Source organism: Achromobacter pestifer, from assembly GCF_013267355.1.
GTDB lineage: Bacteria > Pseudomonadota > Gammaproteobacteria > Burkholderiales > Burkholderiaceae_B > Achromobacter > Achromobacter pestifer_A.
The window spans coordinates 450,213-475,826 of the sequence record NZ_CP053985.1; the positions used below are offsets into that span (position 1 = coordinate 450,213).

Sequence of the window (25,614 nt, forward strand, 5' to 3'; positions counted from 1 at the left end):
CATGTCCCCTTCAGCCCCAACGCGCCCAGCGCCCTTCCATGTCCGATATCAGCTGCTTGTACGTCCGGTTACCCAATTGGGTGGGCGATGTTTGCATGAGCCTGCCGAGCCTGCGCGCCTTGCACGCCAGCGGCCTGCCCCTGGTGATCTGCGCCCGGCCCTGGGCTCGTGACCTGCTCGACGGCGTGGCCAAGCAGGATTTCATCCCCATGCGCGGCAAGGTCGGGCCGGACCGGGCGGCGGTCAGCGCCCATCGCCGCGGCCTGGGGCCCCAGGGCCGCCGCGCCCGCGGGCTGCTGCTGCCGGACTCGCTGTCCAGCGCGCTGGTGTTCCGGCTGGCGGGGCTGCCCTCGGCCGGTTATCGCGACGACGGCCGCAGCTTCCTGTTGCGCTGGCCCTTTTCCAAACCCAGCGACTCGCTGCACGCGGTGCAGTCCTGGCATCACCTGACCCGCGAGGCCCTGACCCGCTGGGGCCTGCCCTGCGGCCCCGCCGAGCCTGGCCCGACCCTGGACCTGCCGCTGACCTCCGCCCACCAAAGCGCCGCCGACCTGGCGCTGGAAGCGGCCGGGCTGGCCGGCCAGCGTTTCGTCCTGATCGCACCGACGGCCACGGGCCTGCACAAGGGCAAGATCAAGGTCTGGCCCGGATTCGATACACTTACCCGTGCCTTGCAGGCCCGCGGCCATACCGTGGTAATGTGCCCCCCTCCGGCCGAAACCGACGAAGCGCGGCGCAATGCGCCCACGGCGCTGCTGCTGCCCCCGCTGTCGCTGGGCGCTTTCGCGGCGTTGACCGCCAAGGCGGCGCTGGTGATTTGTAACGATTCCGGTGTCTCGCACGTGGCGGCGGCTGCCAATGCCAGGGAACTGACCCTGTTCGGCGTGACACGCCCGGGACGTACCGGCCCGTGGTCGCCGCAAGCCGTGTGCGTAGGCTCGGAGCATGCATGGCCGTCCGTCGAGGAAGTCGAGCAGCAGGCCAACCTCCTGCTGGACGAGACGCAGTAATCAGGATTGTTTCGAAATGACCTTGTCCAGCTATCTCACGAATCTGATCATTCCTTACAACTTGTGCGTGACCCTGGTCGTCATCGGACTGGTGCTGGGCCTGTTCCGGCTGCGCAAGACCGGCGGCGCCATCATTGCCGCGGGCTTGCTGTGGGCGCTGGCCTGGTCGCTGCCCGCCACCTCGCTGTGGCTGGGCGGCGCGCTGGAATCCCGCTACCCGCACCTGGCGCCTGCGGAGTCCCCCACGGCCGATGCCATCGTCGTGCTTGGCGGCAATACCGCCAACGGCCGCGCCAACTGGTTCCTGCCCTACGACAAGGACACGGCGGTGGTGCGCGTCGACACTGCAGCCCAGCTGTATCTGGCGGGCCGCGCGCCCAAGGTGCTGCTATCGGGCGGCGCGCTGGAAGGCGACGTCAGCGAAGCCCGCGGCATGGCGCATGCCATCCGCCAGCAAGGCGTGCCGGACACGGCGCTGATCCTGGAAAACTCCAGTCGTACCACCTACGAGAACGCCGCCCTGACCGAAGACCAGCTCAAGGCTCGCGGCATCGGCAAAATACTGCTGGTGACTTCCGCGCTGCACATGCCGCGCGCGATGGCGGCCTTTTCCAAACAGGGGGTGGAAGCCATCGCCGCCCCGGCGGCGCCGCAAATCGTGGCGCCCGCTGACGGATCGCTGACATTGTGGCTTCCGGACCAGCGCACGTTCGACGCGAGCCGCTCCATCATCAAGGAATACGCCGGCCTGTTCGTCTATTGGCTGCGCGGATGGGTTTGATCTCGACGCCCGTGGCCGCGCTGCAATGCCGGCCCGGCTGCGGCGCCTGTTGCATCGCGCCGTCGATCACCAGGCCGATACCCGGCATGCCGCGGGGCAAACCCGCCGGCGTACCCTGTATCCAGCTGCTGCCGGACATGCGTTGCGCGATTTTCGGCCAGCCCTCGCGTCCCGATTTCTGCGGCGGGCTGCAGCCCCAGGCCGAGATGTGCGGCACCGGCCGCGACCACGCGATCCACTGGCTGGGCGAACTCGAACAGGCGACGACGCCCGGCCATTGAAGCCGGGCCGCAACACCGCCTGGACCCGCCTCAGCTGCGTTCTTGCAGCACCTGGTCGTACAGCGCCTCGTAGCGCGCCGCTACCGTTTCCCAGCTTTGTTCACGGGCGATCTCAAGACCGCGTTCGGCCAGGGCCGCCCGCAAGCCAGGTTCCGAGCCCAGCCGCTCCAGCGCCTGCGCCAGTTGGGCGCCGTCGCGCGGATCCTGCAGGATGAGCGCATCCTTGCCCGCCGACAGGTACTGGGCAAAGCCGCAATAAGCCGGCGAGCTCACCACCACCGGCAGTCCGTGCGACATGGCTTCCAGCGGCGCCATGCCGTAGCTGTCGTTCAGCGTCGGGTGCGCATAGATGTCGGCGGCGCTGAAGTAGCGGGCGACGTCGGGCGTGGGGTCGATCAGGGTGACACGGCTGGCGACGGCGCCGGCCGCGCGCACGCGTTCGCGGGTAGGCTCGTCCGCGCCCACGACCAGCAGCCGGTATCGAGGCGGCAGTTGCGCCAGCGCGTCCAAGAGCGCCGGCAATCCCTTGCGCAAGGGATTGCGGGCGACCAGCAGACAGCCGATGGTGCCCGCGTCCCAGCCCAGGCTGGCGCGCGTGGCCTCGCGGCCTTCCATTTGCGCCGCGGTCGGCAGCTTGACCCCGGGCGCGATGATGTCCACCGGCAGCTGCGGACCGTAGCTGCGGTGCAGCTGGTCCATGATGAGTCCCGACACCGCCACCACGCGCCGCGCCGGCGCCTGACGCACGCGCAGCTTTTCCAACAGCAGATAGGTGGCCAGGCGCGGGCTGAGCCAGGCCGTCAGGCGCTGCAGCGGCTTGGCGCGGGTCAGCCGGTTGTAGCGCACCGGCGTCACGTGCATGACCTGGATTTCGCCCGCCCAGCCGTTCATGTGGGAATGCACAATGTCATAGCGGCCGCGCGTCAGGCGATCGGCGCGCCAGGCGAAGCACAGCACGCGCATCCAGCTGGGCAGCCAGCCGGGAAAGCGCACGGGCAGGAAAGGAAACGGCAGGTCGCTATCGAAGTCGCGCGCCACGATGGATACGTCATGGCGCTGGCCCAGCACCCGCATCAGTTCCACGCCATAGGCTTCCGCGCCGCCAAAGCGATTGCCGAAGCGGTCGACCAGCAGCGCGATGCGCAGCCGCCGCTCAGCCGCGCCGGCGGGAGTCTTCATACCGGGTCAGGCATTTCTGCAGGAAACGGATGATGTTGGTGGAACGCGAGACGGTGACCCGCGGCAGTCCGTAGGGATCGTCCGAAGCCGCCGCCAGGCCGCGCTGGGTCAGCGTGGCGTTGTCGTAGCCGGCCTCGCGCGCCATGACCCGGTGTTCCGGGCCGTGGTCGCCATAGGGATAGCAGAAGGCGGTCACGGGCGCGCCCAGCGCCTGCTCCAGCTCGTCCTTGGACTGGACGATCTGGCGGCGGGCCTCGTCGGGCGACATCTGGGGCAAGTGCACGTGATCCAGCGTGTGCGAGCCGACTTCGTTGCCGGCCCGGGCCCATTCCCGCATTTCGTTCACGGTCATCAGCGCCGAAAACGGAATGCCTTTCTCCAGGTCCCATACGTTGCCGCCATCGAACTGGTGCGCCACAAAGTAATTGGTGGCCGTGAATCCCAGTTCGCTCAACACCGGCATGGCGTTGTGATGCACATTGCGGTAGCCGTCATCGAACGTGAGGCCGAATACCTTGCCTTGGCGTTCGCCACGCACATAGGGCATGACGTCGCGCATGGACAGGCCGCGATAGCCCAGCCGGCGCATCCAGCGCATCTGCCGGGCAAAGCTGTCGGGGTGCACCGTCAGCCCGCGAAACGGCGTGCCCTTGGGGTTGGGCTCGCCGATCTGGTGGTACATGAGTATGGGGATAGACATAGGGACGGATTATAAAGCCCGGTCTTATCCCAGCGTGCGTCGGTATACGTCCAGTGTGGCGGCGGCGAAACGGTCCAGGTTGAAATCCCGCAGGCTGGTTTCCCGGGCCTGGGCGCCCATGGCGCGCACGGCGTCGGGATGGTCCAGCATGAAACGCAGCTTGGCGGTGATGGCCGGCACGTCGCGCGCGGGCACGATCCAGCCGTCGACGCCGTCGCTCACGTTCTCGGGCAGGCCGCCCGCGTCGCTGACCAGGGCGGGCAGCCCCAGCCCCATGATTTCGCGGCAGGCGAACGACAGGGCCTCGCGATAGGACAGCACGAAGCCGGCATGGCAGGACGCCAGCGCCGCCCGCACGTCGTCGAGCAGCCCGGGGAAGCGGACCTGGTCGATCATGCCCAGTTCGCGCACCCGGGCCAGCTTGGCCTCGTTGGGCGGATCGCCCGCCACCATCAGCAGCACGCGCGCGCGGTCCTCGGGCGGCAAGGCGGCGACTGCCGCCACCAGGTCCAGCCAGCCCTTGTCGTAGTCGGTGCCGCCGGCGCTGCCCAGCAGCAGTTTGCCCTGCCAGTCGGGCCCGAAGAAGATGGCGCGCAGCTTGTCCAGGCTTTCCGGCGGCGGCGGCGCGAAGAAATTGGTATCGATGCCGTGGCGGATGGTGGTGATGGGACGCTTGCCGTAGGGCGACTGCTGCATCAGGCCATGGACGTAGTCGCTGACCGCGATGGCGTGATCGGTGGCCAGCGCCACCCGCAGCTTGTGGCCGAAGCTCGTCAGCGGATGGTCGTTGTGCTTGGTGAAGACGATGCGCGGGCGGCGGCGCATGCCCAGCGTGGCCAGCATGACCTGCTTGTGGTCGGCCGAGCCGTTGGCGTGGATGATGTCGAAGCCGCCGGCCTTGATCAGCCGGCGCAGCTGCGAGCGGTCCTTGAACCAGGACGAAGGCCGCGTGGTGTATTGCATGTCCTCCACCGCCACGCCCGGAATCGCCTTGGCGTAGCGGTACAGGCGGCTGGTGGCCGGCGCCGCGATCGTGATCTGGTGGTCCTTGGACAGCGCCTTGGCCAGATTGATGATGTAGGTGACGTGCCCCCCGCCATTGCCGGCGTGGAAGTTGGTGTAGAGGATCTTCACTTCTTCTTCTCGGCCAGGAACATCAGCTTCGAATAGCGGAAGAAGCTGCCGGCCGAGGCGACGACGGCCAGCACCAGGCCGTGCCTGCCATCCAGGAAGCCGCGCCGGATCAGGTAGATCCGCACAAAGGTCCAGAAGCCATGCCCCAGCGCGCCAAAGACCGAGGTGCGCCGGCCCCGAGCGTACATCATGGCGGCGGCGTCGGACGAGTAGCGGTTGACCTTGGTGATCAGCGCATCCAGGTTGTCGTAGGGATAGTGGTGGAAGTAGCCGCGCATCTGCAGCGGCTTGCCGTTGGCCGGCACCACGCGCTCATGCACGGCCACGTCGTTGAACCGCGCCGTGCCGCGCTTGAACAGGCGCAGCACGTAATCGGGCCACCAGCCGCTGTGGCGGATGTCGCGGCCGCAGAAATTCGACAGGCGCGCGATCTCGTAGGCGTCGGCGCGCGGCGCGCGCAGCGCTTCCTGGATTTCCTGGGCCAGTTCCGGCGTGACGCGCTCGTCGGCGTCGATGGACAGCACCCAGTCGCCCGTCGCCAGATCCAGCGCGCGGTTCTTCTGCGGGCCGAAGCCAGGCCAGTCCGGGGTGACTTCCACCCGGGCCCCCATGGCGCGCGCGACTTCCACGGTGCCGTCGGTGCTGCCCGAGTCCACCACGATGAACTCGTCGGCGAACGCCACGGACTTGATGCAGGCGGCGATGTTCGCCACCTCGTTCTTGGTGATGATGATGACAGATAGCTTCATCCGCGATTCCTGAGACGCTTTTTCCAGGCTTTCCAGGCATGAAAGCGGGGCCCCCAGAAGGGATCGCGCGACAGCCAGATGCGCCGGTTCAGCCAGGAGCCGCCCTGGTTGCGCACCGCGAAACGATAAATGTGTTCGGGGTCCGCGCCGGGGATGTTCTGGCCGAAAGGGTCGGTAGTGTACAAGTGCCGGAATCCGGCAGTCCGCGCCGCGGCCACGTAGTCCGCGTCGAAATAGCCTTGCGGCCAGCAGAGATGGTCGCTGACGGACCCGAGGCGGCGCGTCAAGGTCTCGCGTGAATCCTGCAGTTCCTGGGCGATATGGCCGCGCTTGGCGTCAACGTCGGCGCCGCAGACCTTGTCCCAGCGGGTATGGGTATGCGTGTGGGAATGGAATTCGAAGGTGCCCGCCGCCTGCATGGCCTCGATCTCGCTCCAGCGCAGCATGGCCTCGTCGGTCCGGCCCGCCGCCACCAGTTGCTTGCAGGCGTCATGGTCGGGCGTGGCGGGCAAGGAGCCGCCCTGGCCTGCATGCGGGCGGACCGGCCCGTCGCCGATCCAGCCGGTGATGGTGAACAGCACGGCGCGCATGCCATGGCGCGCCAACACCGGATGCGCATGCACCCAGTTGTTCAGGTAGCCGTCGTCGAAGGTGATCAGCACCGAGCGCTCGGGCGCGGCGCCGCCGGCCAGGTAGGCCGCGAACTGATCGGCGGACAAGGACTGGTAGCCGGCGCGGGCCAGGCGCGAGATCTGCGCCTCGAACACCTCGGGCGTCGCGGCGATCATGCCGCCGGCCGGCGTGACGTGGTGATACATCAGCACCGGGACATTGGGCGCATTCATCCCGCGCGCTCCGCCAGCCATTTGGCATAGACGGCCTCGGTGGTTTCCGCCAGGCGGGCGGGCGAGAACACGCCCTCATCCCAGACCATCTTGCGGCCGGCTTCGCCCATGCGCCGCCGCAGATCGGCGTCGTCGATCAGGCGCACCAGCGCGGCGGTGAGCGCCTCGGGATCCTTGGGCGGCACCAGGATGCCGGTCTCGCCGTCGCGGAACATCTCGGACACGCCGCCCACGTCCGTGCCGACCACGGGCAGGCCGCTGGCCTGCGCCTCGACATAGACCGTGCCGGACGCTTCCTGTTGCGTCGCCAGCGCGAACAGATCGAAACCCGCCAGCAGATTGGGCACGTCGCGCCGCATGCCCATCAGATGGATGCGGTCCTGCAGCCCCAGTTCGGCCACATAGGCCTGGGTCTGCTCGAACACCGGCGAACCGCCGCCGACGAACACCAGGTGCAGCTTGGGCCGGCTGGCCATCAGCGGCGCGATCGCGTCGATCAGGTCCTTGTGGCCCTTGGTGGCGCGCATGACGGCCACGCAGCCGACCACGATGTCGTCGTCGGCCAGGCCGAGTTCCTCGCGCAGCGTGGAGCGTTCCACGGGCGGAGGCAGCACGATGGGCGAATAGACGGTGGCCACCTTGCCGGCAGGGACGCCGCGGTCGATGAGGTGTTGGCGCACATGGTCACTGACCGTCGTGACCCTGTGCGGCAGACAGGTGTAGGACCACAGCGATCCCACCTTGTTGGACAGATGGCGGGTCCGCACGATGAGCGGCGTCCCCGCCAGCCGGCCGGCAGCAGCCGCGATGACCGTATCGCGCCGGCTGTGGGTATTGAGCACGTCGAAGCGCCCTTCCCGCAGAATGCCGCGGATGGTGGCGATGCCTTTCAGGTAATTCACCGCGCCATCCATTTCCAGGGTGTGCACGGTGAAGCCGGCGTCCGACAGGCGTTCAGCCAGGAGCGCCTTGGGCTGGCAGATCACTTCCATGTGATGGCCGCGCGCGCGCATGGCGGTCATCTCCTTGAAGATCCTGCCTTCCTGGCCGCCAAAGCTGGTTGCGGCTTCCGAGTGAACGATACGCATAGGCATCAATAGGTGACCTCCACGCCATCCGGCTTGGTCCAGTCGTTCAGGTTGGCGAGCAGCGTGTCGGCCATGCGGACGCGCCACTCCTCGCCCAGGCGGACCGTGCACAGGAAATTGTTCTTGGTATAGACGATGTCGACCGGCACGCCGGGAATGCCGTTCTCGGGCTCGGCCCGGAACGGATTCAGCATCTGCCGCAGGCGGGCGGCGTCGGCGCTGCCGTTGAGCTTGACGCGCAGGGACTTGGCGCGGGCTTCGCGCGCCAGCTGCAGGTCGTAGATCTGTTCGGCCACGATGCGCATGCCGCCCGAGTAGTCGTCATTGCTGACCTTGCCCTGGACGATGACGAGCTGGTCCTCGCGCAAGCGGTTACGGTGCTTTTCGTAGAGCTCGTTGAAGACCGAGATCTCGACCTGCGCGGTGCCGTCGTCCAGCACGGCGAAGACCATCTTGCCGCGCCGGGTCATCATGACGCGCACGCTGGCGAGCACGCCGCACATCCATTGCAGGTCGCGCTGCGGTTCGACCCGCACCAGCTGCATCGGCACGATGCGGCGCACTTCGTCGCGCCACGCGTCGAACAGGTGGCCGCTGTAGTAATAGCCCAGCGCGGATTTTTCCTCGGTCAGCTTCTTGTGCAGGTCCCAGGGCGCGACCTTGGCCAGTTCGCCGGCCACCACGTCGCCGCTATCGTCGCCGAAGAGCGAAGCCTGGTTGGCGCTGCGGGCCGCCTGCTCGGCGGCTTCCATGGCGGTGGGCACCGAAGCCAGCATCGCCGCCCGGTTGGGTTCGATGGTGTCGAAGGCGCCGGCCTTGATCAGGGCTTCGATGGTGCGGCGGTTGACCGCCTGCTTGCTGACGCGGCGGCAGAAGTCGAACAGGTTCAGGAAGGGACCGGCTTCCTTGCGCGCGCGCAGGATATCCTCGACCGCGCCCTGCCCCGTGCCCTTGACCGCGCCCAGGCCATAGCGCATGGTGCGCGGCGGCTTGCCGTTCTTGGTGTGCTTGTCGGCGACCGGCTCGAAGCGGTAGCCCGAGAAGTTGACGTCCGGCGGCAACACCTCGACGCCGTTGTCCTGGGCATCGCGGCAGAAGATCTGGACCTTGTCCGTGTCGTCCATGTCGGAGGACATGGTCGCGGCCAGGAATTCGGTCGGATGGTAGGCCTTGAGCCAGGCCGTCTGGTACGAAATCAGCGCGTACGCGGCCGAGTGCGACTTGTTGAAGCCGTAGCCCGCAAACTTTTCCATCAGGTCGAACAGCTTGACCGCCAGGTCCGGGTCGTGGCCCTTTTCCTTGGCGCCTTGCTCGAACAGTTCCCGGTGCTTGGCCATTTCCTCGGGCTTTTTCTTGCCCATGGCGCGGCGCAGCAGGTCGGCGCCGCCCAGCGAATAGCCGCCGATGATCTGCGAGATCAGCATCACCTGTTCTTGGTAGACGATGACCCCGTAGGTGCTCTTGAGGGTGCTTTCCAGATCGTTGTGGAAATAATCCACCGCGGCGCGGCCGTGCTTGCGGTTGACGAAGTCGTCCACCATGCCCGATTCCAGCGGCCCCGGTCGATACAGGGCCAGCATGGCGATGATGTCTTCGAAGGTATTGGGCCGCAGCTTCTTCAGCAGCTCCTTCATGCCGCGCGATTCCAGCTGGAACACCGCGGTGGTGTTGGCGTCGCACAGGATCTTGTAGGCGGCCGCATCGTCCAGCGCCAGGGCCATGACGTCGAAGTCGCGCTTGTCCTCGTTGAACTGGCGCACGTAGCGCACCGCCCAGTCCAGGATGGTCAGGTTGCGCAGGCCCAGGAAGTCGAACTTCACCAGGCCGGCGGCCTCGACGTCGTCCTTGTCGAACTGCGAGACCGCGCTGTTTTCCTGGCCGGGCTGGCAATACAGCGGGCAGAAGTCCGTCAGCTTACCCGGCGCGATCAGCACGCCGCCGGCGTGCATGCCGATGTTGCGGGTCAACCCTTCCAGCGGCTTGGCCAGATCCACCAGCGCGCGCACTTCCTCTTCCTGCTCGTAGCGGTCCTTGAAGGCGGGCTCGTCCTTCAGCGTGCGTTCGAGAGTCCAGGGATCCATCGGGTTGAACGGGATCAGCTTGGACAGGCCGTCGCAGAACATGTAGGGCATGTCCAGCACCCGGCCCGCGTCGCGCACCACGGCCTTGGCGCCGAGCGTGCCGAAGGTGGCAATCTGGCTCACGGCGGCGCGGCCGTATTTTTCCTTGACGTAGTCGATGACCCGTTCGCGGTTGTCCTGGCAGAAGTCGATATCGAAGTCGGGCATGGAGACCCGCTCGGGATTCAGGAAGCGCTCGAACAGCAAGTCGTAGCGGATCGGATCCAGGTCGGTAATGCCCAGGGCATAGGCCACCAGCGAGCCCGCGCCCGAACCCCGGCCCGGCCCCACCGGCACGCCGTTGTTCTTGCCCCAGTTGATGAAGTCTTGCACGATCAAGAAGTAGCCAGGGAAGCCCATCTGGATGATGGTCTTGCATTCCCAGCGCAGGCGGTCGTAGTACTGCTCGCGCTTGGAGGCGCGTTCGGCCTCGTCCGGGAACAGGAATTCCATGCGCTTTTCCAGGCCCTCTTCCGACAGCTGGACCAGGTAGCCGTCCAGGCTCACGCCGTCCGGCGTGGGGAAGTTGGGCAGGCACGGCTTGCCCAGCACCAGGCTGAGGTTGCAGCGCTTGGCGATTTCCACCGTGTTGGCCAGCGCCGAGGGCACGTCGGCAAAGCGCCGCGCCATTTCCTCGGAGCTGAGCAGGTATTGCTCCTTGCTGAACCGGCGCACGCGGCGCGGGTTGGCCAGGATTTCACCTTCGGCGATGCAGACGCGGGCCTCGTGCGCCTGGAACTCGAACTCGTCCAGGAACTGCACCGGGTGCGTCGCCACCACCGGCAGGCCGGCCTCGCTCGCCAGACGCATGGCGGCCTGGGTGTAGGCTTCGTCGCCGTCCATGCCGGCGCGCTGCAATTCGATGTAGTAGCCGCCCGGGAACAGGTGCGCCCATTGGCGCGCCAGCGCCAGCGCGGACACGGCGTTGCCGGCGTCCAGCGCCTGGCCCACGTCGCCGCCGCGTCCGCCCGACAGGGCGATCAAGCCTTCCTGCCCCTGCAGCCATTCGCGGCGGATCTCCGCGCGGCCCTTGCCCTGGTTCGTCAGGAAGGCCTTGGACAGCAATTCGCAGAGGTTGAGATAGCCCTGGTGGTTGCGCACCAGCAGCAGCAGGCGGAAAGGCTTGCCGGGATCGTCGTCGTTGGACAGCCAGACATCGCAGCCGGCAATGGGCTTGATGCCGGCGCCGCGCGCGCCCTTGTAGAACTTGATCAGGCCGAACAGGTTCGACAGATCCGTCAAGGCGACTGCGGGCTGGCCCAGCTTGGCCACGCGCTTGATGAGGTCGGGGATGCGCACAAGGCCGTCCACGACCGAGAATTCGGAGTGTACGCGCAGGTGAACAAATGGGGACGGGGTTGTTACGGCTTCTTCGGACATAAAGGGAATTGTACCTAGTCAACGCGGTCCAAGCCGAGGCCCCTGCGCTTGCGCAATGGACCAAGCGGGCGCCTGTGTAACAATACACGTTGCCCGTCATCCTTCATTGTTGACACGAGATTTACGCACGAGATTCACCTATGAAATGGCTAATTCCCGGGATCTGGCTCAGCGCCATCCTGTTCGCGCACTTCCGCGGCCGCGTCAAGCTGCCGCTGGGCCGGCAACTGCTGGACCATTCCGTGCTGCTCGCCCCCGTCAACGCCTTCATGGTGCTGACCTCGCGGGTCCCGACCACGCCCTACCTGACCACGAGCGAAATCGCCGAACTCAAGGTACTGGACGACAACTGGGAAACAATCCGCGAAGAAGCCCAGCAGATGGCGGAACTTCGCCGCATCAAGGCTGCCGACACCCATAACGACATCGGCTTCAATTCCTTCTTCAAGTACGGCTGGAAGCGCTTCTACCTGAAGTGGTACGACGCCCGCCACCCGTCGGCCGAGGAGCTCTGCCCCAAGACCGTCGCCATCCTGAAGACCCTGCCCAAGGTCAAGGCCGCGATGTTCGCCGAACTGCCGCCCGGCGGCCAGCTGAACCCGCACCGCGACCCGTTCGCCGGGTCCTTGCGCTATCACCTGGGCCTGGTCACCCCGAACGACGACGGCTGCCACATCATCGTCGACGGCGAACACTACAGCTGGCGCGACGGCGAAAGCGTGGTGTTCGACGAAACCTACGTGCACGAAGCCTACAACCACACCGACCAGAACCGCATCATCCTGTTCTGCGACGTGGAGCGTCCGCTGAAGTGGCGCTGGGCCGAAGCCTTCAACCGCTGGTTCGGCCGCGTCGTCATGTCCGCCGCCAGCTCGCCCAACGACGGCGGCGACCAGACCGGCGCCATCAACAAGCTGACCCACGCGCACTGGGTCATCGACCAGAAGCGCAAGGCCTTCAAGGCCTGGAACCGCAATGTCTACAAGGCCACCAAGTACGGCCTGATCGCCCTGGTGGTCGTGGGCTTCCTGGCCTTGTAAGGCGAAGGCGCCCGGACATCCGGGCGTCTACCCCCCGCTCCCTTGCAGCGCCTGCGCCACTTCGCGCAGCGCCCACCGCCACGACGCAAGACACCGCGTATGCCATTTTCGGCCGCCCGGGCGGCCGAAAATGGCGAGCCCCGCAAACCTCTCCCCCACCCACGGCTTCAGCATCGCGACGCCCCAAGACGCTCGTAGCCCGTCGGCGCGGGCGGCGTGGCGGCTCGCAACCTCGATGCGCCCGAGGGAATCGGAAGGAACCGCCGCAGGCGGTGACGACGATGACGAAGGGGCAGTCCGGAGCGAACGCTCCGGACCGCAATCGTGGGCGCGAGCCGCCACGCCGCCCGCGCCGACGGGCGGCCTACGAAACAACCACCGCCCGCGACAAAACCACAAAAGAAATAAAAGAACCCACAAAAGCAATCAACGCTTAAGCGACTCCCAGCTCTTCATCAACCGTTTGACAGAAACCGGCATAGGCGTCCGCAGCTCCTGTGCAAACAACGCCACCCGCAGTTCCTCCAGCAGCCACCGGAATTCATCCAGCCGCGGATCCGGCGCCCCCTTCAACGCCGACCGCGCCCGCTGATACTGGGTCAGCAACGGCGCCATTTCCGCCACCAGCTTGGCATCCCTGCCCGGATCCGCCCGCAGCTTGTCGATGCGCGCCAGAACCGCCTTCAGATACCGCGGAAAATGCGCAAGCTGCGCATACGGCGTATCGCGGATGAACCACTTGGGCATCAGCGCCCCCAACTGCGCCTGCAGGTCCGCATAGGCCGACGCATGCGGCTTGGCCTGCGGCAGCTTGCGCTGCACCGCCGCCCATTCCGTCAGCACCGCCCCCGCCAGCCGCGCCACTTCCTGCGCCAGAAGGCCCAACCGGCCCTTGCCCTCGGCCCGCCGAGCCTCGAACTGCTGCTCGTTCACCGGCCAGGGATCGGCCAGGCAAGCCTGCCCCAGCGCGCAATCGATGATCTGGTCGCGCAGCTCTTCCTGCGTACCCAGCGTCATGTAGAGCATGCTGATCTTGGTCAGGTCCGCCAGGTTCTTTTCCAGGAACTTCACCTGCTCGCGCAAGCCCAGCCGGAACAGTTTGAGCAGGCCCGCGCGATGATGCTTGCGAGCTTCGTCCGGATCGTCGAACACGTCCAGGTCGCAATGCGCGCCGCGGTCCACCAGCGCCGGATAGCCGATCACCGACTGCCCGCGCCGCTTGATCTCCATGATCTCCGGCAAGGGGCCGAAGGACCAGGAAGTCAGGTTCTCGTGCGCCAGCGCCTGGGCGACCTGGGTGTCGCTGGCCGCCAGCTGCTGGAACGTGGCCTGCGCCTGCTTGCCGAACTCGGCCCGCAGCTGCGCCAGGTTGCGCCCCGCCGCCAGCATGCGCCCATGCTCGTCCACCACCCGGAAATTCATGAACAGGTGGGCCGGCAAGGTCTCCAGCTTGAAGTCGCCCGCCGCCGGCCGGACCTGCACCTGGTCCCACATGTCGGCGATGATCGCGTCCACCAGGCCCTGCTGAGGATCGGCCTGGCGCTCGAACCAGCGCTCGTAAAAGCCCGCCGCGTAGTCCGGCAGCGGCACGCAATGGCGGCGCAGCTTCTGCGGCAGCGACTTCAGCAGCAGATGCACCTTTTCCTTGAGCATGCCGGGCACCAGCCATTCGCAGCGCGCCGGATCGATCTGGTTGAGCGCGAACAGCGGCACCGACAGGGTCACGCCGTCACGCGGCGAACCGGGTTCGAAGTGGTAGTCCAGCGCCATCGACACGCCCTGCCATTCCACCTTCTTGGGGAAGACATCGGTCGTGACGCCCGCGGCCTCGTGCCGCATCAGCTCGTCACGGGTCAGCATGAGCTTGGCGGCAGCGGCCTTGTCCAGCCCCGACACCCACTTTTCCAGCGAGGCTGTCTGCGAGATGTCGACCGGCAGCTGCCGGTCGTAGAAGGCGTGGATCAGCTCGTCGTCGACCAGGATGTCCGGGCGGCGGGTCTGGTGTTCCAGCTTTTCGATGCCCGCGATCAGCTTGCGGTTGTGCGCCACGAACGCCAGCCGCGTGTCGATTTCGCCGGGCACCAGGGCCTGGCGGATGAACAGCTCGCGCGCGTGGGTCGGATTGACCCGGCCGTAGTGGATGCGGCGGCCGGTGTAGATGGTCAGACCATAGAGCGTGGCCCTTTCATTGGCCACCACCTGCCCCGCCTTCTTTTCCCAGCGCGGGTCGGACCAGTTCTTGCGGATCAGGTGCGCGCCGACTTTTTCCAGCCACACCGGGTCGATCCGCGCCACGCAGCGCGCATACAGGCGGGTCGTCTCGACCAGTTCGGCCGCGACGATCCAGCGCCCCGCCTTCTTCACCAGCCGCGAACCGGGGTGGATATGGAAGCGGATCTCGCGCGCGCCCTGATAGTGGCCGCCCTCGTCGCTCTTGAAGCCGATATTGCCCAACAGGCCCGACAGCAGCGCCATGTGCAGCTGCTCGTAGGTGGCCTCGGTCTGGTTCAGGCGCCAACCCTGCTCGCCCACCAATGCGGCCAATTGGGTGTGCACGTCGTGCCATTCGCGCAGCCGGATCGGCGACAGGAAATTCTGGCGCAGCAAGGCCACCAGCTTGCGCTGCGAGGCCTTGTGCTGCACCTGTTCGCCGTACCAGCGCCACAGCTTCAGGAAGGAAATGAACTCGGACTTGTCATCGGCAAACTTGGCGTGCGCCGCCTCCGCCGCCTCTCGTTCCTGCATGGGACGGTCGCGCGCGTCCTGCACCGACAGGGCCGAGGCGATGATCAGCATTTCGGCCAGGCACTGGTGTTCGCGCGCCGCCAGGATCATGCGGCCGATGCGCGGGTCGACCGGCAGCTTGGCCAGTTCGTGGCCGGTCTGGGTCAACGCGAAGGACGAGCCCGTGCGGGCCGCCTCGGCATCGTCGTCCGCGGCGGACGCCAGCTCGATCGCGCCCAGCTCCTGCAGCAGGTGATAGCCGTCGGCCACCGCGCGGCCCGGAGGCGCCTCGACGAAGGGGAACTGCTCGATGTCGTCCAACTTCAGCGACTTCATGCGCAGGATGACCGAGGCCAGCGACGAGCGCAGCACTTCCGGATCCGTGAACGGCGCCCGGTTGTTGAAATCCAGCTCGTCGTAGAGCCGGATGCAGACGCCCGGGCCGACTCGGCCGCAACGGCCGGCGCGCTGGTTGGCCGAGGCGCGGCTGATCGGCTCGATGCGCAGCTGCTCGACCTTGTTGCGCCAGGAATAGCGCTTGATGCGCGCCAGCCCGCTGTCGACCACGAAGCGGATGCCGGGCACGGTCAGCGAGGTTTCGGCCACGTTGGTGGCCAGCACGATGCGCCGCGCGTTGGTGCGCGGATGGAATATCTGCTCCTGCTCGGCCTGCGACAGGCGCGCGTACAACGGCAAGACTTCGGTGCCGGCCGGATGCCGCTTGCGCAGCGCTTCCGCGGACTCGCGGATCTCGCGTTCGCCGGGCAGGAACACCAGCACGTCGCCCGGGCCGTGGCGCGCGCATTCGTCCACGGCATCCACGATGGCGTCGATCAGGTCGCGTTCTTCGTCGCCCGACATGCGTTCGCGGTCGCGGCCCGGCTTGGCCGGCGCGGCCTCGTCTTGCGCCAGTTCCTCGCGCACAGGGCGGTAGCGGACCTCGACGGGATACAGACGGCCGGACACCTCGATGACGGGCGCCAGCTTGTCCTCGGACGCCGCGAAGTGCCGCGCGAAGCGCTCGGCATCGATGGTCGCCGAAGTGATGATGATCTTCAGGTCCGGGCGGCGCGGCAGCAGCTGCTTCAGGTAGCCCAGCAGAAAATCGATGTTCAGGCTGCGCTCATGCGCCTCGTCGATGATGATGGTGTCATAGCGGCGCAGCAGCGGATCGCGCTGCGATTCGGCCAGCAGAATGCCGTCCGTCATCAGCTTGATGGACGCGTTGGGGCCGGTGCGGTCGTTGAAACGCACCTGATAGCCGACCACCTCGCCTATGGGCGTGTTCAGCTCTTCGGCGATGCGCTTGGCCACCGAGGTCGCGGCCAGGCGGCGCGGCTGGGTGTGGCCGATCATCTTCTGGCGGCCGCGGCCCAGTTCCAGGCAGATCTTGGGCAGCTGGGTGGTCTTGCCCGAGCCGGTTTCCCCGCTGACGATCACCACCTGGTGATTGGCGATGGCGCGCGCGATCTCCTGGCGCCGCGCGCTGACAGGCAGGTCTTCGGGGTAGGTCACCACGGGAATGGGCCGCTCGGGACGCGGCGCGCGGGGCGCGTTGCGCGCGTTGACCGCCGCCGGGGCCGCCGCGTCAGCGCTCTTGGGCGCACGCGGGCTGGAGGATTCAGGCATGTACGATTTGTCCGGTTAGCCCGGCATTATAAATTTCCGCGGACCTCCTGCCGGCCCGCCGGGGGCAAAACGGAAAATCCGACACCAAATTGGCACTCTTTTCCCCCTGCGCCGGGGCGCGACGGTCATATAATTTCGCCACGCCGTCGACCGACGGCGCCATGGCGCGGCACGGCGCCGCGTTTTTTGCTTACTCTCAGGAATCCTTCCACCCATCATGCCCGACCTGGAACCAGACACCGTCTCCGCCCTCGAAGCCCCAGAATTCGCACCCGCCCAGTTCGTCCGATGGTTCCGAGAAGTGGCGCCCTATGTGCATGCGTTCCGAGGCAAGACATTCGTGGTGGCGTTCGGCGGCGAACTGGTGCAGGCCGGCGCGCTGAACACGCTGGTGCAGGACCTGTCGCTGTTGTCCTCGCTGGGCATCCGCCTGGTGCTGGTGCACGGCTCGCGTCCGCAGGTCAATGAGCAACTGCGCCTGAAGGGCTTTACCCAGCAGTTCGACCGCGGCCTGTCGCCCACCGACGCCGCCGCGCTGGAATGCGCCAAGGAAGCCGCCGGCGAAATCCGCCTGGACATCGAGGCCGCCTTCAGCCAGGGGCTGCCGAACACGCCCATGTCGCACGCCCACATCCGCGTGATCTCCGGCAACTTCGTCACCGCCCGCCCCACCGGCGTGCTGGACGGCGTGGACTACAAGCACACCGGCCAGGTGCGCAAGATCGACATCGACGCGCTCAAGTTCGCCATCGAAAAGGGCTCGTCCGTGGTGCTGCTGTCGCCGCTGGGATTCTCCCCCACCGGCGACGCCTTCAATCTGGCCATGGAAGACCTGGCCACCAGCGTCGCGGTGGCGCTGCGCGCCGAAAAGCTGATCTTCCTGTCCAGCTCGCACGGCGTGCTGAACGAAGACGGCACGCTGGACACCGAACTGGCCCGGGTGGACGCCGATGCGCTGCTGGCCGGCGGCGAGCTCGACGAAGAAACCCACGCCTTCCTGCAGTACGCCTCGCTCGCGGTCAAGCGCGGCGTGGCCCGCGCCCACCTGCTGCCGTTCGCGCTGGACGGCAGCGTCCTGCTGGAAATCTTCACCCACGACGGCGTGGGCACCATGGTGGTGGAAGACACGCTGGACGACCTGCGCGCCGCCACCATCGACGACGTGGGCGCCATCCTCAGCCTGATCGAACCGCTGGAGGCGGACGGCACGCTGGTGCCGCGCCCGCGCAGCGTGGTCGAGCGCGACGTGGAAAACTTCACCGTGCTGGAGCACGACGGCGTGATCTACGGCTGCGCGGCCCTGCATACCTTCGCCGAAGAGCAGATGGCGGAAATGGCCTGCCTGATCGTGCATCCGGAATGGCAGGGCTCGGGCGAAGGCGAAATCCTGCTGCGCCACATGGAATCGCGCGCGCGCGCCACCGGCGCCAAGCGCCTGTTCGTGCTGACCACGCGGACCTCGCACTGGTTCATGAAGCGCGGGTTCGTGCAGGGCGGCATCGCCGACCTGCCGCGTGAAAAACAGCACAACTACAACCGTTCGCGCAACAGCCTGGTCTTCATCAAGAAGCTGTAACAGCCGGGCTACCCGCAGGGTCCGCAGGGGCTTGGAGCCGCCACGGCGCCAAGCCCGTTAAAATGCGGGATTACTCATCTCTTCCGGCAGCGAACCATGGCCCGTATCGTCAACTGTGTGAAATTGAAGCGTGAAGCCGAAGGGCTGGATTTTCCGCCCTATCCCGGCGAACTCGGCACCAAGATCTGGCAGAGCATTTCCAAGGAAGCTTGGGAAGAATGGAAGGGCATCCAGACCCGCCTGGTCAACGAAAACCGCCTGAACCTGGCGGATGCGCGCGCCCGCAAGTACCTGAAAGAACAGATGGAGCGTTTCCTGTTCGAAGACGGCACTGTCGAAGCGCAGGGCTACGTCCCGCCGTCGGCCTGATCCCGCAGCGCTTGCGGCGGCCCACAGGCGGCCGCCGTCCCGAATCAGCCCCTCGCCCGCGAGGGGCTGTTCGTTTCCGGCTCCGGCGCCCGCCGCGCCAGCCTTAAGATTCCTGCATCCCTGGCCGTATCATCGCTGTCATGAAAGAAGAATCGAGCCTGTCCCCTTCCGCCATCCCCTCCTCGCCCATCGAGCGCGCGTTAGCCATCGCGCCCGACCGCCGCACGGGCACGCTGCAGGACGTGCGGCACGTCGTGATCCTGATGCAGGAAAACCGGTCCTTCGACCATTATTTTGGTACCTTGCCCGGCGTGCGCGGGTTCGCGGATCCGCACCCCGCGCCCACAGTGGCCGGCAATGTGCTGACGCAGGCGGACGGCGCAACACAGGTTCGTCCCTATGCCTTGCAGGCGGAGTACGCCAGCGATGCGCAGGTGGGCTACATCACGCCGCACACCTGGGACGACGCGCAGCGCGCCTGGAACGACGGCCGCATGGACCAATGGCTGCCCGCCAAGAGCCGCCTGGGCATGGGCGCTTATCGCGGCGCGGAGATACCGTTCCAGACCGCGTTGGCAAACGCCTTCACGCTATGCGACGCCTATCACTGCTCGATCCATGCCGGCACCAATCCCAACCGCCTGTTCCTGTGGACCGGCACCAATGATCCGCAAGGTCTGGCCGGCGGCCCGGCCCTGGTCAACACCTACGATCGCCTGGGTCCCGCCGGCGAAGGCTACGCCTGGACCACCTATCCCGAACGCCTGCAAGATGCCGGCGTGGACTGGCGCATCTACCAGGACATGGCCGACAACTATCACGACAACCCGCTGGCCGGCTTCCGGCAGTACCGCCGGCAGCACGCGGACGGCGGCGCCGACGCCCCCTTGCGCGACCGCGGCCTGTCCACGGTCACGCTGGACGAGCTGGCCCGCGATGTCGCCCAGGGCACGCTGCCGCAGGTGTCGTGGATCATCGCGCCCACCGCCGACTCCGAGCACCCCGAGGTCTCCTCGCCCGCGCGGGGCGGCGCCTACACGGAACGCGTGCTGGAGATACTCACGCGCAATCCGGAGGTCTGGAGCCGCTGCGTATTTTTCGTCACCTATGACGAGAACGACTGCTTCTTCGACCACATGCCGCCGCCCGCGCCGCCCGCCCGCGCGGCCGACGGCCAGCCCGGCGGCCTGTCCACGGCCGAGCTGGATGGCGAGTACCACGACGCGCGCCACGGTCCCAGCGCCGCCACGCGGGACGACCCCACGGGCCTGCACGGCCGCGGATTCGGCCTGGGGCCGCGCGTGCCCATGCTGGTGGTTTCGCCCTGGAGCCGCGGCGGTTGGGTCAACTCGCAGGTATTCGACCACACGTCGGTGATCCGCTTCCTGGAGGCGCGCTTCGGCGTGCTTGAGCCCAATATCAGCGCCTGGCGGCGCGAGATCGCCGGCGATCTGACCTCGGCCTTCGACTTCACTGCCGACCGCGGCGCCCACGCCGAAGGCCGGCGCCAGACCTGCGCCCTGCCCTATGCGCTGGATGTCCAGGGCAGGATGGCTGCCGATGGCGGACATTATCGGCTGACCCTGCGCAACCACGGCGCCGCGGGCGCGGTGCTGCAGGTGTACGACCGTCACGCGCTGGAACACGCGCCGCGCCGCTACACCGTGGGCGCGGGCGCGCGGCTGGACGACGGCTGGCGCCTGCACGCCGGCGGCGCCTATGACCTGTGGCTGCTGGGCCCCGACGGCCTGCACCGGCAGTTCCGCGGCGATGCGCGCGATGCCGGCACGCTGGAGGCGCAAGCCGCGCCGGCGGCGACTGGCCTGAGCCTGCGCCTCGTCAATCGCGGCGAAACGCCGCTGCCGGTGAAAGTGGAGTCGCGCATGGGCGACGGTTGGTGCGCCATGGCGCACGTGCAGGCGGACGGCTCGGTGGAACTTGCCTATGGCGGCTGCCAGGGATGGTACGACCTGGAGGTCAGCGCGCCCGCCATGCCGGCCTTCGGCCGCAGGCTGGCGGGCCGCATCGACGCCGGGGAACCCGGCCTGCCGGACCCGCGGCTGGAAGCAGGGGCGGCGCTGCCCCTGGACTGAGGCCGGGCGACCGGGGGCCGAGGGGCCTCCGGTGCCGGTAGTTACTCTTCCGTGTCTTCTTCGCCGCGCGCCAGGCGCTCGGTGTTCTTCACACCGGTGTGGCGCACGTCGGCGCCCTTGACCATGTAGATCACGCGTTCGGACATGTTCTTGGCATGGTCGCCGATGCGTTCCAGCGCGCGGGCGATGAAGATCATGTCGATGGCGCGCGAAATGGTGCGCGGGTCTTCGATCATGTAGGTGATCAGGTGGCGCAGCGCACCCTTCCATTCCTTGTCCACTTCCTTGTCGCTGCGCACCACGGCGGCGGCCTGGATGGGATCGAGGCGGGCGAACGCGTCCAGCGCCTGATGCAGCATGGTGCGCACATTGGCGGCCATGTGGCGCAGCTCGATCACCGGGATGTGGCGCAGTTCGGCTTCGTGGATGCGGCGCGCGACGGTGGCGACCTTCTCGGCTTCATCGCCGGAACGCTCCATGTCGGTCAGCATCTTGGACACGGCCATCAGCATGCGCAGGTCGATGGCGGTGGGCTGGTGGCGCGCCAGGATGCGGCTGATGCTTTCGTCGATTTCGACTTCGTGGCGGTTGACTTCCTTTTCCCGCTCGCGAACTTTTTCCACCAGCGACATGTCGCCGCTGGCGAGCGCGTCGATGGCCTCCTGGATCATGGCTTCCACCAAGCCGCCCATTTGCAGGAACTGCGAACGGACGCTTTCGAGGTCCGCATCGAACTGCTTGTTTGTATGCTCCGACATCCGGGCTCCCTGCGAGGTTGGTCTCATTGCACTGCCCTGAAAAAAGGATATTACGGGGTGGGCTTGCACAACCCGCAAGGTTATGACCCAAGTGTGACAGGATTATGAATGCGGCTCCCGGCGGCCACAAGGCGGGCCGGCCGGGGCAATGCCGGAGATCGTCGGAAACGGACTCAGGCGCGGCGGTCCAGGCGGCGGATGCCGTTCTGCGTGGCCAGCAGGGCCACGTCGGCGCCCGCGATCGCGAACAGGCCGCAGGTCACCACGCCCGCCAGGTTGTTGACCTGGGCTTCCAGGCCCAGCGCGTCGGTGATGGACAGGCCGGACACGTCCAGGATGATGTTGCCGTTATCGGTGACGAATCCCTCGCGCAGCTTGGGCTGGCCGCCCAGCGCCGCCAGGGCGCGCGCCACGGACTCGCGCGCCATGGGGATGACTTCGACCGGCAGCGGGAACTTGCCCATGGTCTGCACCAGCTTGGACTCGTCTGCAATGCAGATGAAGCGCTCGGCCACCGAGGCCACGATCTTCTCGCGCGTCAGCGCGCCGCCGCCGCCCTTGATCATGTGCAGGTTGGCGTCGATCTCGTCGGCGCCGTCGACGTAGATCGGCATCGTCGTGATGTCGTTCAGGTCCAGCACCTTCAGCCCATGTCCGGCAAGCCGGGCCGCGCTGCGCTCGGAGCTGGCCACCGTGCCGCCGATCCGGCCCTTGAAACGGGCCAGGCCGTCGATGAAGAGATCCGCCGTGGAGCCCGTGCCCACGCCGATGATGGCGTCCGGGCCGGCGACCTGTTCAACGAATTCCAGGGCCGCGTCGGCGGCTTGCTGCTTGAGTTCTTGCTGGGAAAGCATGGCGGAAAATGCGGGAAGGTTGGTTGAGCCAGGAAATTTAGCATGCGGCGGCAGGCCACGCCCGCGCCAGGATGGCCTGCGCATCCACACCCGCCGCCAGTTCGCCGAATACGCCGCCGCCCGCGTGCAGGCGGCTGGCGACAAAAGCCTGCGCCACCGGCACGGGCGCATGCTGGATCAGCAAGGCGGCCTGCCACAACCGTGCCAGGCCGGCGGCAATGCGGCGCGCCTGGAACTCGGCCTGGGCGCCGTCGGCCAGCAAGGCCCGCCAACGCGCCAGCGCGTCGTCGAAGTCCTGGTAGCGGCCCGCCGCCTGCGCGAACTCGCGCTCCAGCGCGGGCAGCGCCTCGGCCTCGCGCTGCAAGGCCCGCAACACGTCCAGCGCCATCACATTGCCGGAGCCTTCCCAGATGGAATTGACCGGGGTTTCGCGGTAAAGCCTGGGCATCGGGCCGTCGTCCACGTAGCCGTTGCCACCCCAGACTTCCATGCACTCAGCCACCGCGGCGATGGCGCGCTTGCAGACCCAGAGCTTGGCGGCCGGCGTGCCCACGCGGACCAGGGCGCGCGCGCTGGCATCGCCGCGCTCGTCCACGGCGCGCGCCAGCCGCAGTCCCAGCGCCATGGCCGCCTCGCTTTCAAGCGCCAGATCGGCCAGCACGTTGCGCATCAGCGGCTGTTCGATCAAGGGCTTGCCGAAGGCGTGGCGGTGGCGCGCATGATGGGCCGACTGCACCAGCGCCTGCCGCAGCAGCGCCGCGCTGCCCAGCACGCAATCCAGCCGGGTGGTGGCGGCCATCTCCAGCAGCACCACCAGGCCGCGGCCCGGTTCGCCCACCATGACGCCCCAGGCATCCTCGAACTCGACCTCGGCGCTGGCATTGCTGCGATTGCCGAGCTTGTCCTTCAGCCGGCGCACGCGCACGGCATTGCGCGGCCCATCCGGTATCCAGCGCGGCACGAAAAAGCAACTGAGCCCTTCGTCGGTCTGGGCCAGCACCAGGTGCGCGTCGGCTTGCGGCACCGAGAAGAACCATTTGTGGCCCACCAGCAGATAGGCGCGTCCCCTGCCAGCCGCGCCCACGGGCGTGGCGCGCGTGGTGACGGCGCGCAGGTCCGAGCCGCCCTGTTTTTCGGTCAGGCCCATGCCTATCAGGGCCGAACGCTTGGCGGCCAGCGGCGCGTCGGCGCCGTCGAAATCCCGTGAATACAAGGCATTCAGCCACTGCCCGCCGAAGTCCACGACGCCTGCCGGTTCGCGCTGCAACAGCGGCACCGCGGCAAATGTCATGGTGGTGGGACACAGGCTGCCCGCCTCGACCTGGCCCTGCATGAGATAGGCCGCGGCCCGCGCCACCTGCGCGCCCGGCTCGGGCTGCGCCCAGGCGCGGCTGTGCAGGCCGCGCGCCATGATGCCGCCCATCAGCAGATTCCAGGAGGGGTGGAATTCGACGCGGTCGATGCGATGGCCGCCGCGGTCGTAGCTGATCAGGCGTGGCGGGCAGCGGTTGGCCTGCGCGCCGGCTTCCAGCGTCTGCGCCCGGCCCAGCCAGGCGCCATGTGCCGCCAGGTCAGCCGCCCAGGCTTGCGCGCCTTCGCGCCGCACCGCCTCGCGCAAGGCCGGGTCGGTCTCGTACAAGGAGTAGTCCTCCAGGGGCGGAACCTGGTTGGATACGGTGTGCGTCGCGAACGATGACATGGCTGCTCCCTGGATCGGTCCACTGATGCGCCGCCCGCCCGCGGCGCGGTCTGCCCCTTCGGCCCTATCTGGCCATCGGCGCCACCAGGGCCCAGGGCCGCAGCGCCTCGACCTGCGCCGCCAGTTCCAACAGCAGCGCCTCGCTGCCCAACGGTCCCATGAGCTGGATGCCGATGGGCAGGCCGTCGGATGACATGCCGAAGGGGATGGAGATGGCGGGCATGCCGGTGAGGTTGGCCAAGGGCGCAAAAGGCGAATAGCCGATGACGCCCTTCTTGCCCAGACGGTAGGCCAGGTAGTCGGCGTTGTCCATGGCGTAGCGGCCGATGGGCGCCGGCGGCTGCGCCAGCACCGGGCTCAGGAACAGGTCGTAGCCATGCGCGCCGTCGCGTTCCAGGAAACGGCCGACCCGGCGCGTGATCTCGTGGCAGGTATCGACGCAGGCCACGTACTGCGCGCCGGAGATGGCGCGGGCGTATTCGCGCGCGCCCAGCGTGGTCGGCTGCAGTTCATCGGCGGCCAGGCGGCGTCCGCGCGCGGCCACGAAGGCGTCGATGGCGTTGGCCGCCGCGCTCGCGATCAGCGGCAGCATGGGCGACAGCACTTCCTCGGACCCCACCGGCGGCGCGGCAGGCACCAGCTCATGGCCCAGCGAAGCGAAAAGGCGCGCGGCCTCGTCCACGGCGGCCGCCACTTCGGGATGGATGGCCTCGCCCTCGTAGGTCGTGTTGACGAAGGCGATGCGGCGCCGCGCGGCCGACTGCGGATCGGCGGCGACGCGCGCCACCACGGCGCGGTAGGAATCCGCCGGCTGCGTCGGCGCGGCATAAGGCGCGCCCACGTCGGCGCCGGCGCTGATATCCAGCGATGCGGCGCAGTCGCGCACCGACAAGGTCATCATGTGTTCGGTGGCCAGGCCGCCCCAGCCTTCACCCTTCAGCGGGCCCAGCGGCATCAGGCCGCGCGAGGGCTTCAGGCCGAGCACGCCGCAGCAGGACGAGGGAATGCGGATCGACCCGCCGCCGTCGCTGCCATGGGCGATGCGCACCATGCCGCTGGCCAGCGCAGCGCCCGCGCCGCCGCTGGATCCGCCGGCGCTGTGGCCGGCCTTCCAGGGATTCTGGGTGGCCGGCCCGTAGACCGGCGACTCGGTAGTGGGACTCAGGCCCAATTCGGCGCTGGTCGTGCGGCCGAACGGAATCAGGCCGGCGCGGCGGTAGCGCTTGACGATTTCGGCGTCGACGTTCCATTCCACCTGGCCATACAGCACCGAGCCCATGGCGCTGGGCAGGCCCAGCGCCGCGGTGCCCAGGTCCTTGAGCAAGGTGGGTACGCCCAGGAACGGACGCTTGCGCAGCTGCGCCAGCCGCTGTTCCTGCGACAGGCCGGCCAGTTCCTCGTCCAGCGACTGCGCCAGGCGCAGGCCGATTTCCGCCTGCAGGCCGCAGGCCGCGTTGATCGAGGGATTGCGGGCCGCCACCCGGTCCACCGCCTGCTGCATCGCAACAAGCGCAGTGACGGCCCCCTGCGCGATATCGGCGCCCAGCGCCGTCGCGTCCAGGGTGGAGGAATCATGGCGTTCAGCGGTGCTCATGCTTGCAATGC

At 67.7% G+C, this 25,614-nt stretch carries 19 protein-coding genes; 7 read left to right on the forward strand and 12 right to left on the reverse strand.

The genetic code is table 11. From position 1 onward, the window contains the following. Window positions 1-38: 38 nt before the first annotated feature. The 3 genes from FOC84_RS02470 to FOC84_RS02480 are packed head-to-tail and all read left to right on the forward strand — an operon-like array spanning window position 39 to window position 2,072. Window positions 39-1,010, forward strand: coding sequence for a glycosyltransferase family 9 protein (locus FOC84_RS02470; RefSeq protein ID WP_173143032.1), 972 nt, complete (start codon window positions 39-41; stop codon window positions 1,008-1,010). 16 nt (window positions 1,011-1,026) lie between these two features. Beyond that, window positions 1,027-1,791 carry a YdcF family protein gene (locus FOC84_RS02475; protein WP_173143033.1) on the forward strand — a complete coding sequence of 255 codons (765 nt, stop codon included), beginning with the start codon at window positions 1,027-1,029 and terminating at the stop codon, window positions 1,789-1,791. Further along, window positions 1,782-2,072, forward strand: coding sequence for a YkgJ family cysteine cluster protein (locus FOC84_RS02480; protein WP_173143034.1), 291 nt, complete (start codon window positions 1,782-1,784; stop codon window positions 2,070-2,072). The genes FOC84_RS02475 and FOC84_RS02480 overlap by 10 nt, the downstream gene beginning before the upstream one ends. A gap of 30 nt (window positions 2,073-2,102) precedes the next feature. On the opposite strand, the gene FOC84_RS02485 is transcribed toward FOC84_RS02480, so the two are convergent. From FOC84_RS02485 to dnaE, 7 genes are read right to left on the reverse strand one after another with little or no spacing between them, the layout of a single operon-like run. Next, window positions 2,103-3,251, reverse strand: coding sequence for a glycosyltransferase family 4 protein (locus tag FOC84_RS02485; protein WP_173143035.1), 1,149 nt, complete (start codon window positions 3,249-3,251; stop codon window positions 2,103-2,105). Beyond that, the gene (locus FOC84_RS02490; RefSeq protein ID WP_173143036.1) at window positions 3,226-3,951 is read right to left on the reverse strand and encodes a polysaccharide deacetylase family protein; all 726 of its coding nucleotides are present in this window, start codon (window positions 3,949-3,951) and stop codon (window positions 3,226-3,228) included. Before FOC84_RS02490 ends, FOC84_RS02485 begins: the two co-directional genes overlap by 26 nt. A 24-nt stretch (window positions 3,952-3,975) precedes the next feature. Continuing rightward, window positions 3,976-5,085, reverse strand: coding sequence for a glycosyltransferase family 4 protein (locus tag FOC84_RS02495; RefSeq protein ID WP_173143037.1), 1,110 nt, complete (start codon window positions 5,083-5,085; stop codon window positions 3,976-3,978). Further along, window positions 5,082-5,834: a glycosyltransferase family 2 protein gene (locus tag FOC84_RS02500; protein ID WP_173143038.1), complete on the reverse strand. Its 753-nt coding sequence runs from the start codon at window positions 5,832-5,834 to the stop codon at window positions 5,082-5,084. The genes FOC84_RS02495 and FOC84_RS02500 overlap by 4 nt, the downstream gene beginning before the upstream one ends. Beyond that, entirely contained in the window at window positions 5,831-6,679 is an 849-nt protein-coding gene (locus FOC84_RS02505) for a polysaccharide deacetylase family protein (protein ID WP_173143039.1), read from the reverse strand. Before FOC84_RS02505 ends, FOC84_RS02500 begins: the two co-directional genes overlap by 4 nt. Continuing rightward, complete coding sequence (locus tag FOC84_RS02510; RefSeq protein WP_173143040.1) at window positions 6,676-7,776, reverse strand: glycosyltransferase family 4 protein; 1,101 nt, start codon at window positions 7,774-7,776, stop codon at window positions 6,676-6,678. The genes FOC84_RS02505 and FOC84_RS02510 overlap by 4 nt, the downstream gene beginning before the upstream one ends. Beyond that, the gene (dnaE, locus tag FOC84_RS02515; RefSeq protein ID WP_173143041.1) at window positions 7,773-11,267 is read right to left on the reverse strand and encodes a DNA polymerase III subunit alpha; all 3,495 of its coding nucleotides are present in this window, start codon (window positions 11,265-11,267) and stop codon (window positions 7,773-7,775) included. Before dnaE ends, FOC84_RS02510 begins: the two co-directional genes overlap by 4 nt. A 140-nt stretch (window positions 11,268-11,407) precedes the next feature. On the opposite strand from dnaE, the gene lpxO reads away from it, so the two are divergent. Further along, complete coding sequence (gene lpxO, locus FOC84_RS02520) at window positions 11,408-12,307, forward strand: lipid A hydroxylase LpxO (RefSeq protein ID WP_054451172.1); 900 nt, start codon at window positions 11,408-11,410, stop codon at window positions 12,305-12,307. A gap of 426 nt (window positions 12,308-12,733) precedes the next feature. On the opposite strand, the gene hrpA is transcribed toward lpxO, so the two are convergent. Continuing rightward, window positions 12,734-16,660: an ATP-dependent RNA helicase HrpA gene (gene hrpA / locus FOC84_RS02525; RefSeq protein WP_173143042.1), complete on the reverse strand. Its 3,927-nt coding sequence runs from the start codon at window positions 16,658-16,660 to the stop codon at window positions 12,734-12,736. A 217-nt stretch (window positions 16,661-16,877) separates the two neighbouring features. Here hrpA and argA point away from each other — a divergent pair, with 217 nt between their 5' ends. The 3 genes from argA to FOC84_RS02540 all read left to right on the forward strand — a co-directional run bounded on the left by argA (window position 16,878) and on the right by FOC84_RS02540 (window position 20,698). Further along, complete coding sequence (argA, locus tag FOC84_RS02530) at window positions 16,878-18,236, forward strand: amino-acid N-acetyltransferase (protein ID WP_173143043.1); 1,359 nt, start codon at window positions 16,878-16,880, stop codon at window positions 18,234-18,236. A 96-nt stretch (window positions 18,237-18,332) separates the two neighbouring features. Further along, window positions 18,333-18,605 (forward strand): oxidative damage protection protein, encoded by a 273-nt coding sequence (locus FOC84_RS02535; RefSeq protein ID WP_013392664.1) that lies wholly within the window; start codon window positions 18,333-18,335, stop codon window positions 18,603-18,605. 140 nt (window positions 18,606-18,745) lie between these two features. Continuing rightward, on the forward strand, window positions 18,746-20,698 hold the full coding sequence (locus tag FOC84_RS02540) for a phosphocholine-specific phospholipase C (protein WP_173143044.1): 1,953 nt from the start codon (window positions 18,746-18,748) through the stop codon (window positions 20,696-20,698). Window positions 20,699-20,739: 41 nt separating this feature from the next. Here the strand turns inward: FOC84_RS02540 and phoU are convergent, their stop codons facing one another. From phoU to FOC84_RS02560, 4 genes are all read right to left on the reverse strand, one after another. Then, complete coding sequence (phoU, locus tag FOC84_RS02545; RefSeq protein WP_173143045.1) at window positions 20,740-21,456, reverse strand: phosphate signaling complex protein PhoU; 717 nt, start codon at window positions 21,454-21,456, stop codon at window positions 20,740-20,742. A gap of 173 nt (window positions 21,457-21,629) precedes the next feature. Next, on the reverse strand, window positions 21,630-22,310 hold the full coding sequence (gene rpiA / locus FOC84_RS02550) for a ribose-5-phosphate isomerase RpiA (protein ID WP_173143046.1): 681 nt from the start codon (window positions 22,308-22,310) through the stop codon (window positions 21,630-21,632). Window positions 22,311-22,347: 37 nt separating this feature from the next. After that, on the reverse strand, window positions 22,348-24,009 hold the full coding sequence (locus FOC84_RS02555; RefSeq protein ID WP_173143047.1) for an isovaleryl-CoA dehydrogenase: 1,662 nt from the start codon (window positions 24,007-24,009) through the stop codon (window positions 22,348-22,350). Between the two features lie 64 nt (window positions 24,010-24,073). Further along, on the reverse strand, window positions 24,074-25,603 hold the full coding sequence (locus FOC84_RS02560; protein WP_173143048.1) for an amidase: 1,530 nt from the start codon (window positions 25,601-25,603) through the stop codon (window positions 24,074-24,076). Between the last annotated feature and the right edge of the window lie 11 nt (window positions 25,604-25,614).

What these genes read in the sequence shown, in the direction of transcription:
- FOC84_RS02470 (WP_173143032.1), top strand. Translation starts at nt 39, where the DNA reads ATGTCCGATATCAGCTGCTTGTACGTCCGGTTACCCAATTGGGTGGGC.
- FOC84_RS02475 (WP_173143033.1), top strand. Translation starts at nt 1,027, where the DNA reads ATGACCTTGTCCAGCTATCTCACGAATCTGATCATTCCTTACAACTTG.
- FOC84_RS02480 (WP_173143034.1), top strand. Translation starts at nt 1,782, where the DNA reads ATGGGTTTGATCTCGACGCCCGTGGCCGCGCTGCAATGCCGGCCCGGC.
- FOC84_RS02485 (WP_173143035.1), bottom strand. Translation starts at nt 3,251, where the DNA reads ATGAAGACTCCCGCCGGCGCGGCTGAGCGGCGGCTGCGCATCGCGCTG.
- FOC84_RS02490 (WP_173143036.1), bottom strand. Translation starts at nt 3,951, where the DNA reads ATGTCTATCCCCATACTCATGTACCACCAGATCGGCGAGCCCAACCCC.
- FOC84_RS02500 (WP_173143038.1), bottom strand. Translation starts at nt 5,834, where the DNA reads ATGAAGCTATCTGTCATCATCATCACCAAGAACGAGGTGGCGAACATC.
- FOC84_RS02505 (WP_173143039.1), bottom strand. Translation starts at nt 6,679, where the DNA reads ATGAATGCGCCCAATGTCCCGGTGCTGATGTATCACCACGTCACGCCG.
- dnaE (WP_173143041.1), bottom strand. Translation starts at nt 11,267, where the DNA reads ATGTCCGAAGAAGCCGTAACAACCCCGTCCCCATTTGTTCACCTGCGC.
- lpxO (WP_054451172.1), top strand. Translation starts at nt 11,408, where the DNA reads ATGAAATGGCTAATTCCCGGGATCTGGCTCAGCGCCATCCTGTTCGCG.
- hrpA (WP_173143042.1), bottom strand. Translation starts at nt 16,660, where the DNA reads ATGCCTGAATCCTCCAGCCCGCGTGCGCCCAAGAGCGCTGACGCGGCG.
- argA (WP_173143043.1), top strand. Translation starts at nt 16,878, where the DNA reads ATGCCCGACCTGGAACCAGACACCGTCTCCGCCCTCGAAGCCCCAGAA.
- FOC84_RS02535 (WP_013392664.1), top strand. Translation starts at nt 18,333, where the DNA reads ATGGCCCGTATCGTCAACTGTGTGAAATTGAAGCGTGAAGCCGAAGGG.
- FOC84_RS02540 (WP_173143044.1), top strand. Translation starts at nt 18,746, where the DNA reads ATGAAAGAAGAATCGAGCCTGTCCCCTTCCGCCATCCCCTCCTCGCCC.
- phoU (WP_173143045.1), bottom strand. Translation starts at nt 21,456, where the DNA reads ATGTCGGAGCATACAAACAAGCAGTTCGATGCGGACCTCGAAAGCGTC.
- rpiA (WP_173143046.1), bottom strand. Translation starts at nt 22,310, where the DNA reads ATGCTTTCCCAGCAAGAACTCAAGCAGCAAGCCGCCGACGCGGCCCTG.
- FOC84_RS02555 (WP_173143047.1), bottom strand. Translation starts at nt 24,009, where the DNA reads ATGTCATCGTTCGCGACGCACACCGTATCCAACCAGGTTCCGCCCCTG.
- FOC84_RS02560 (WP_173143048.1), bottom strand. Translation starts at nt 25,603, where the DNA reads ATGAGCACCGCTGAACGCCATGATTCCTCCACCCTGGACGCGACGGCG.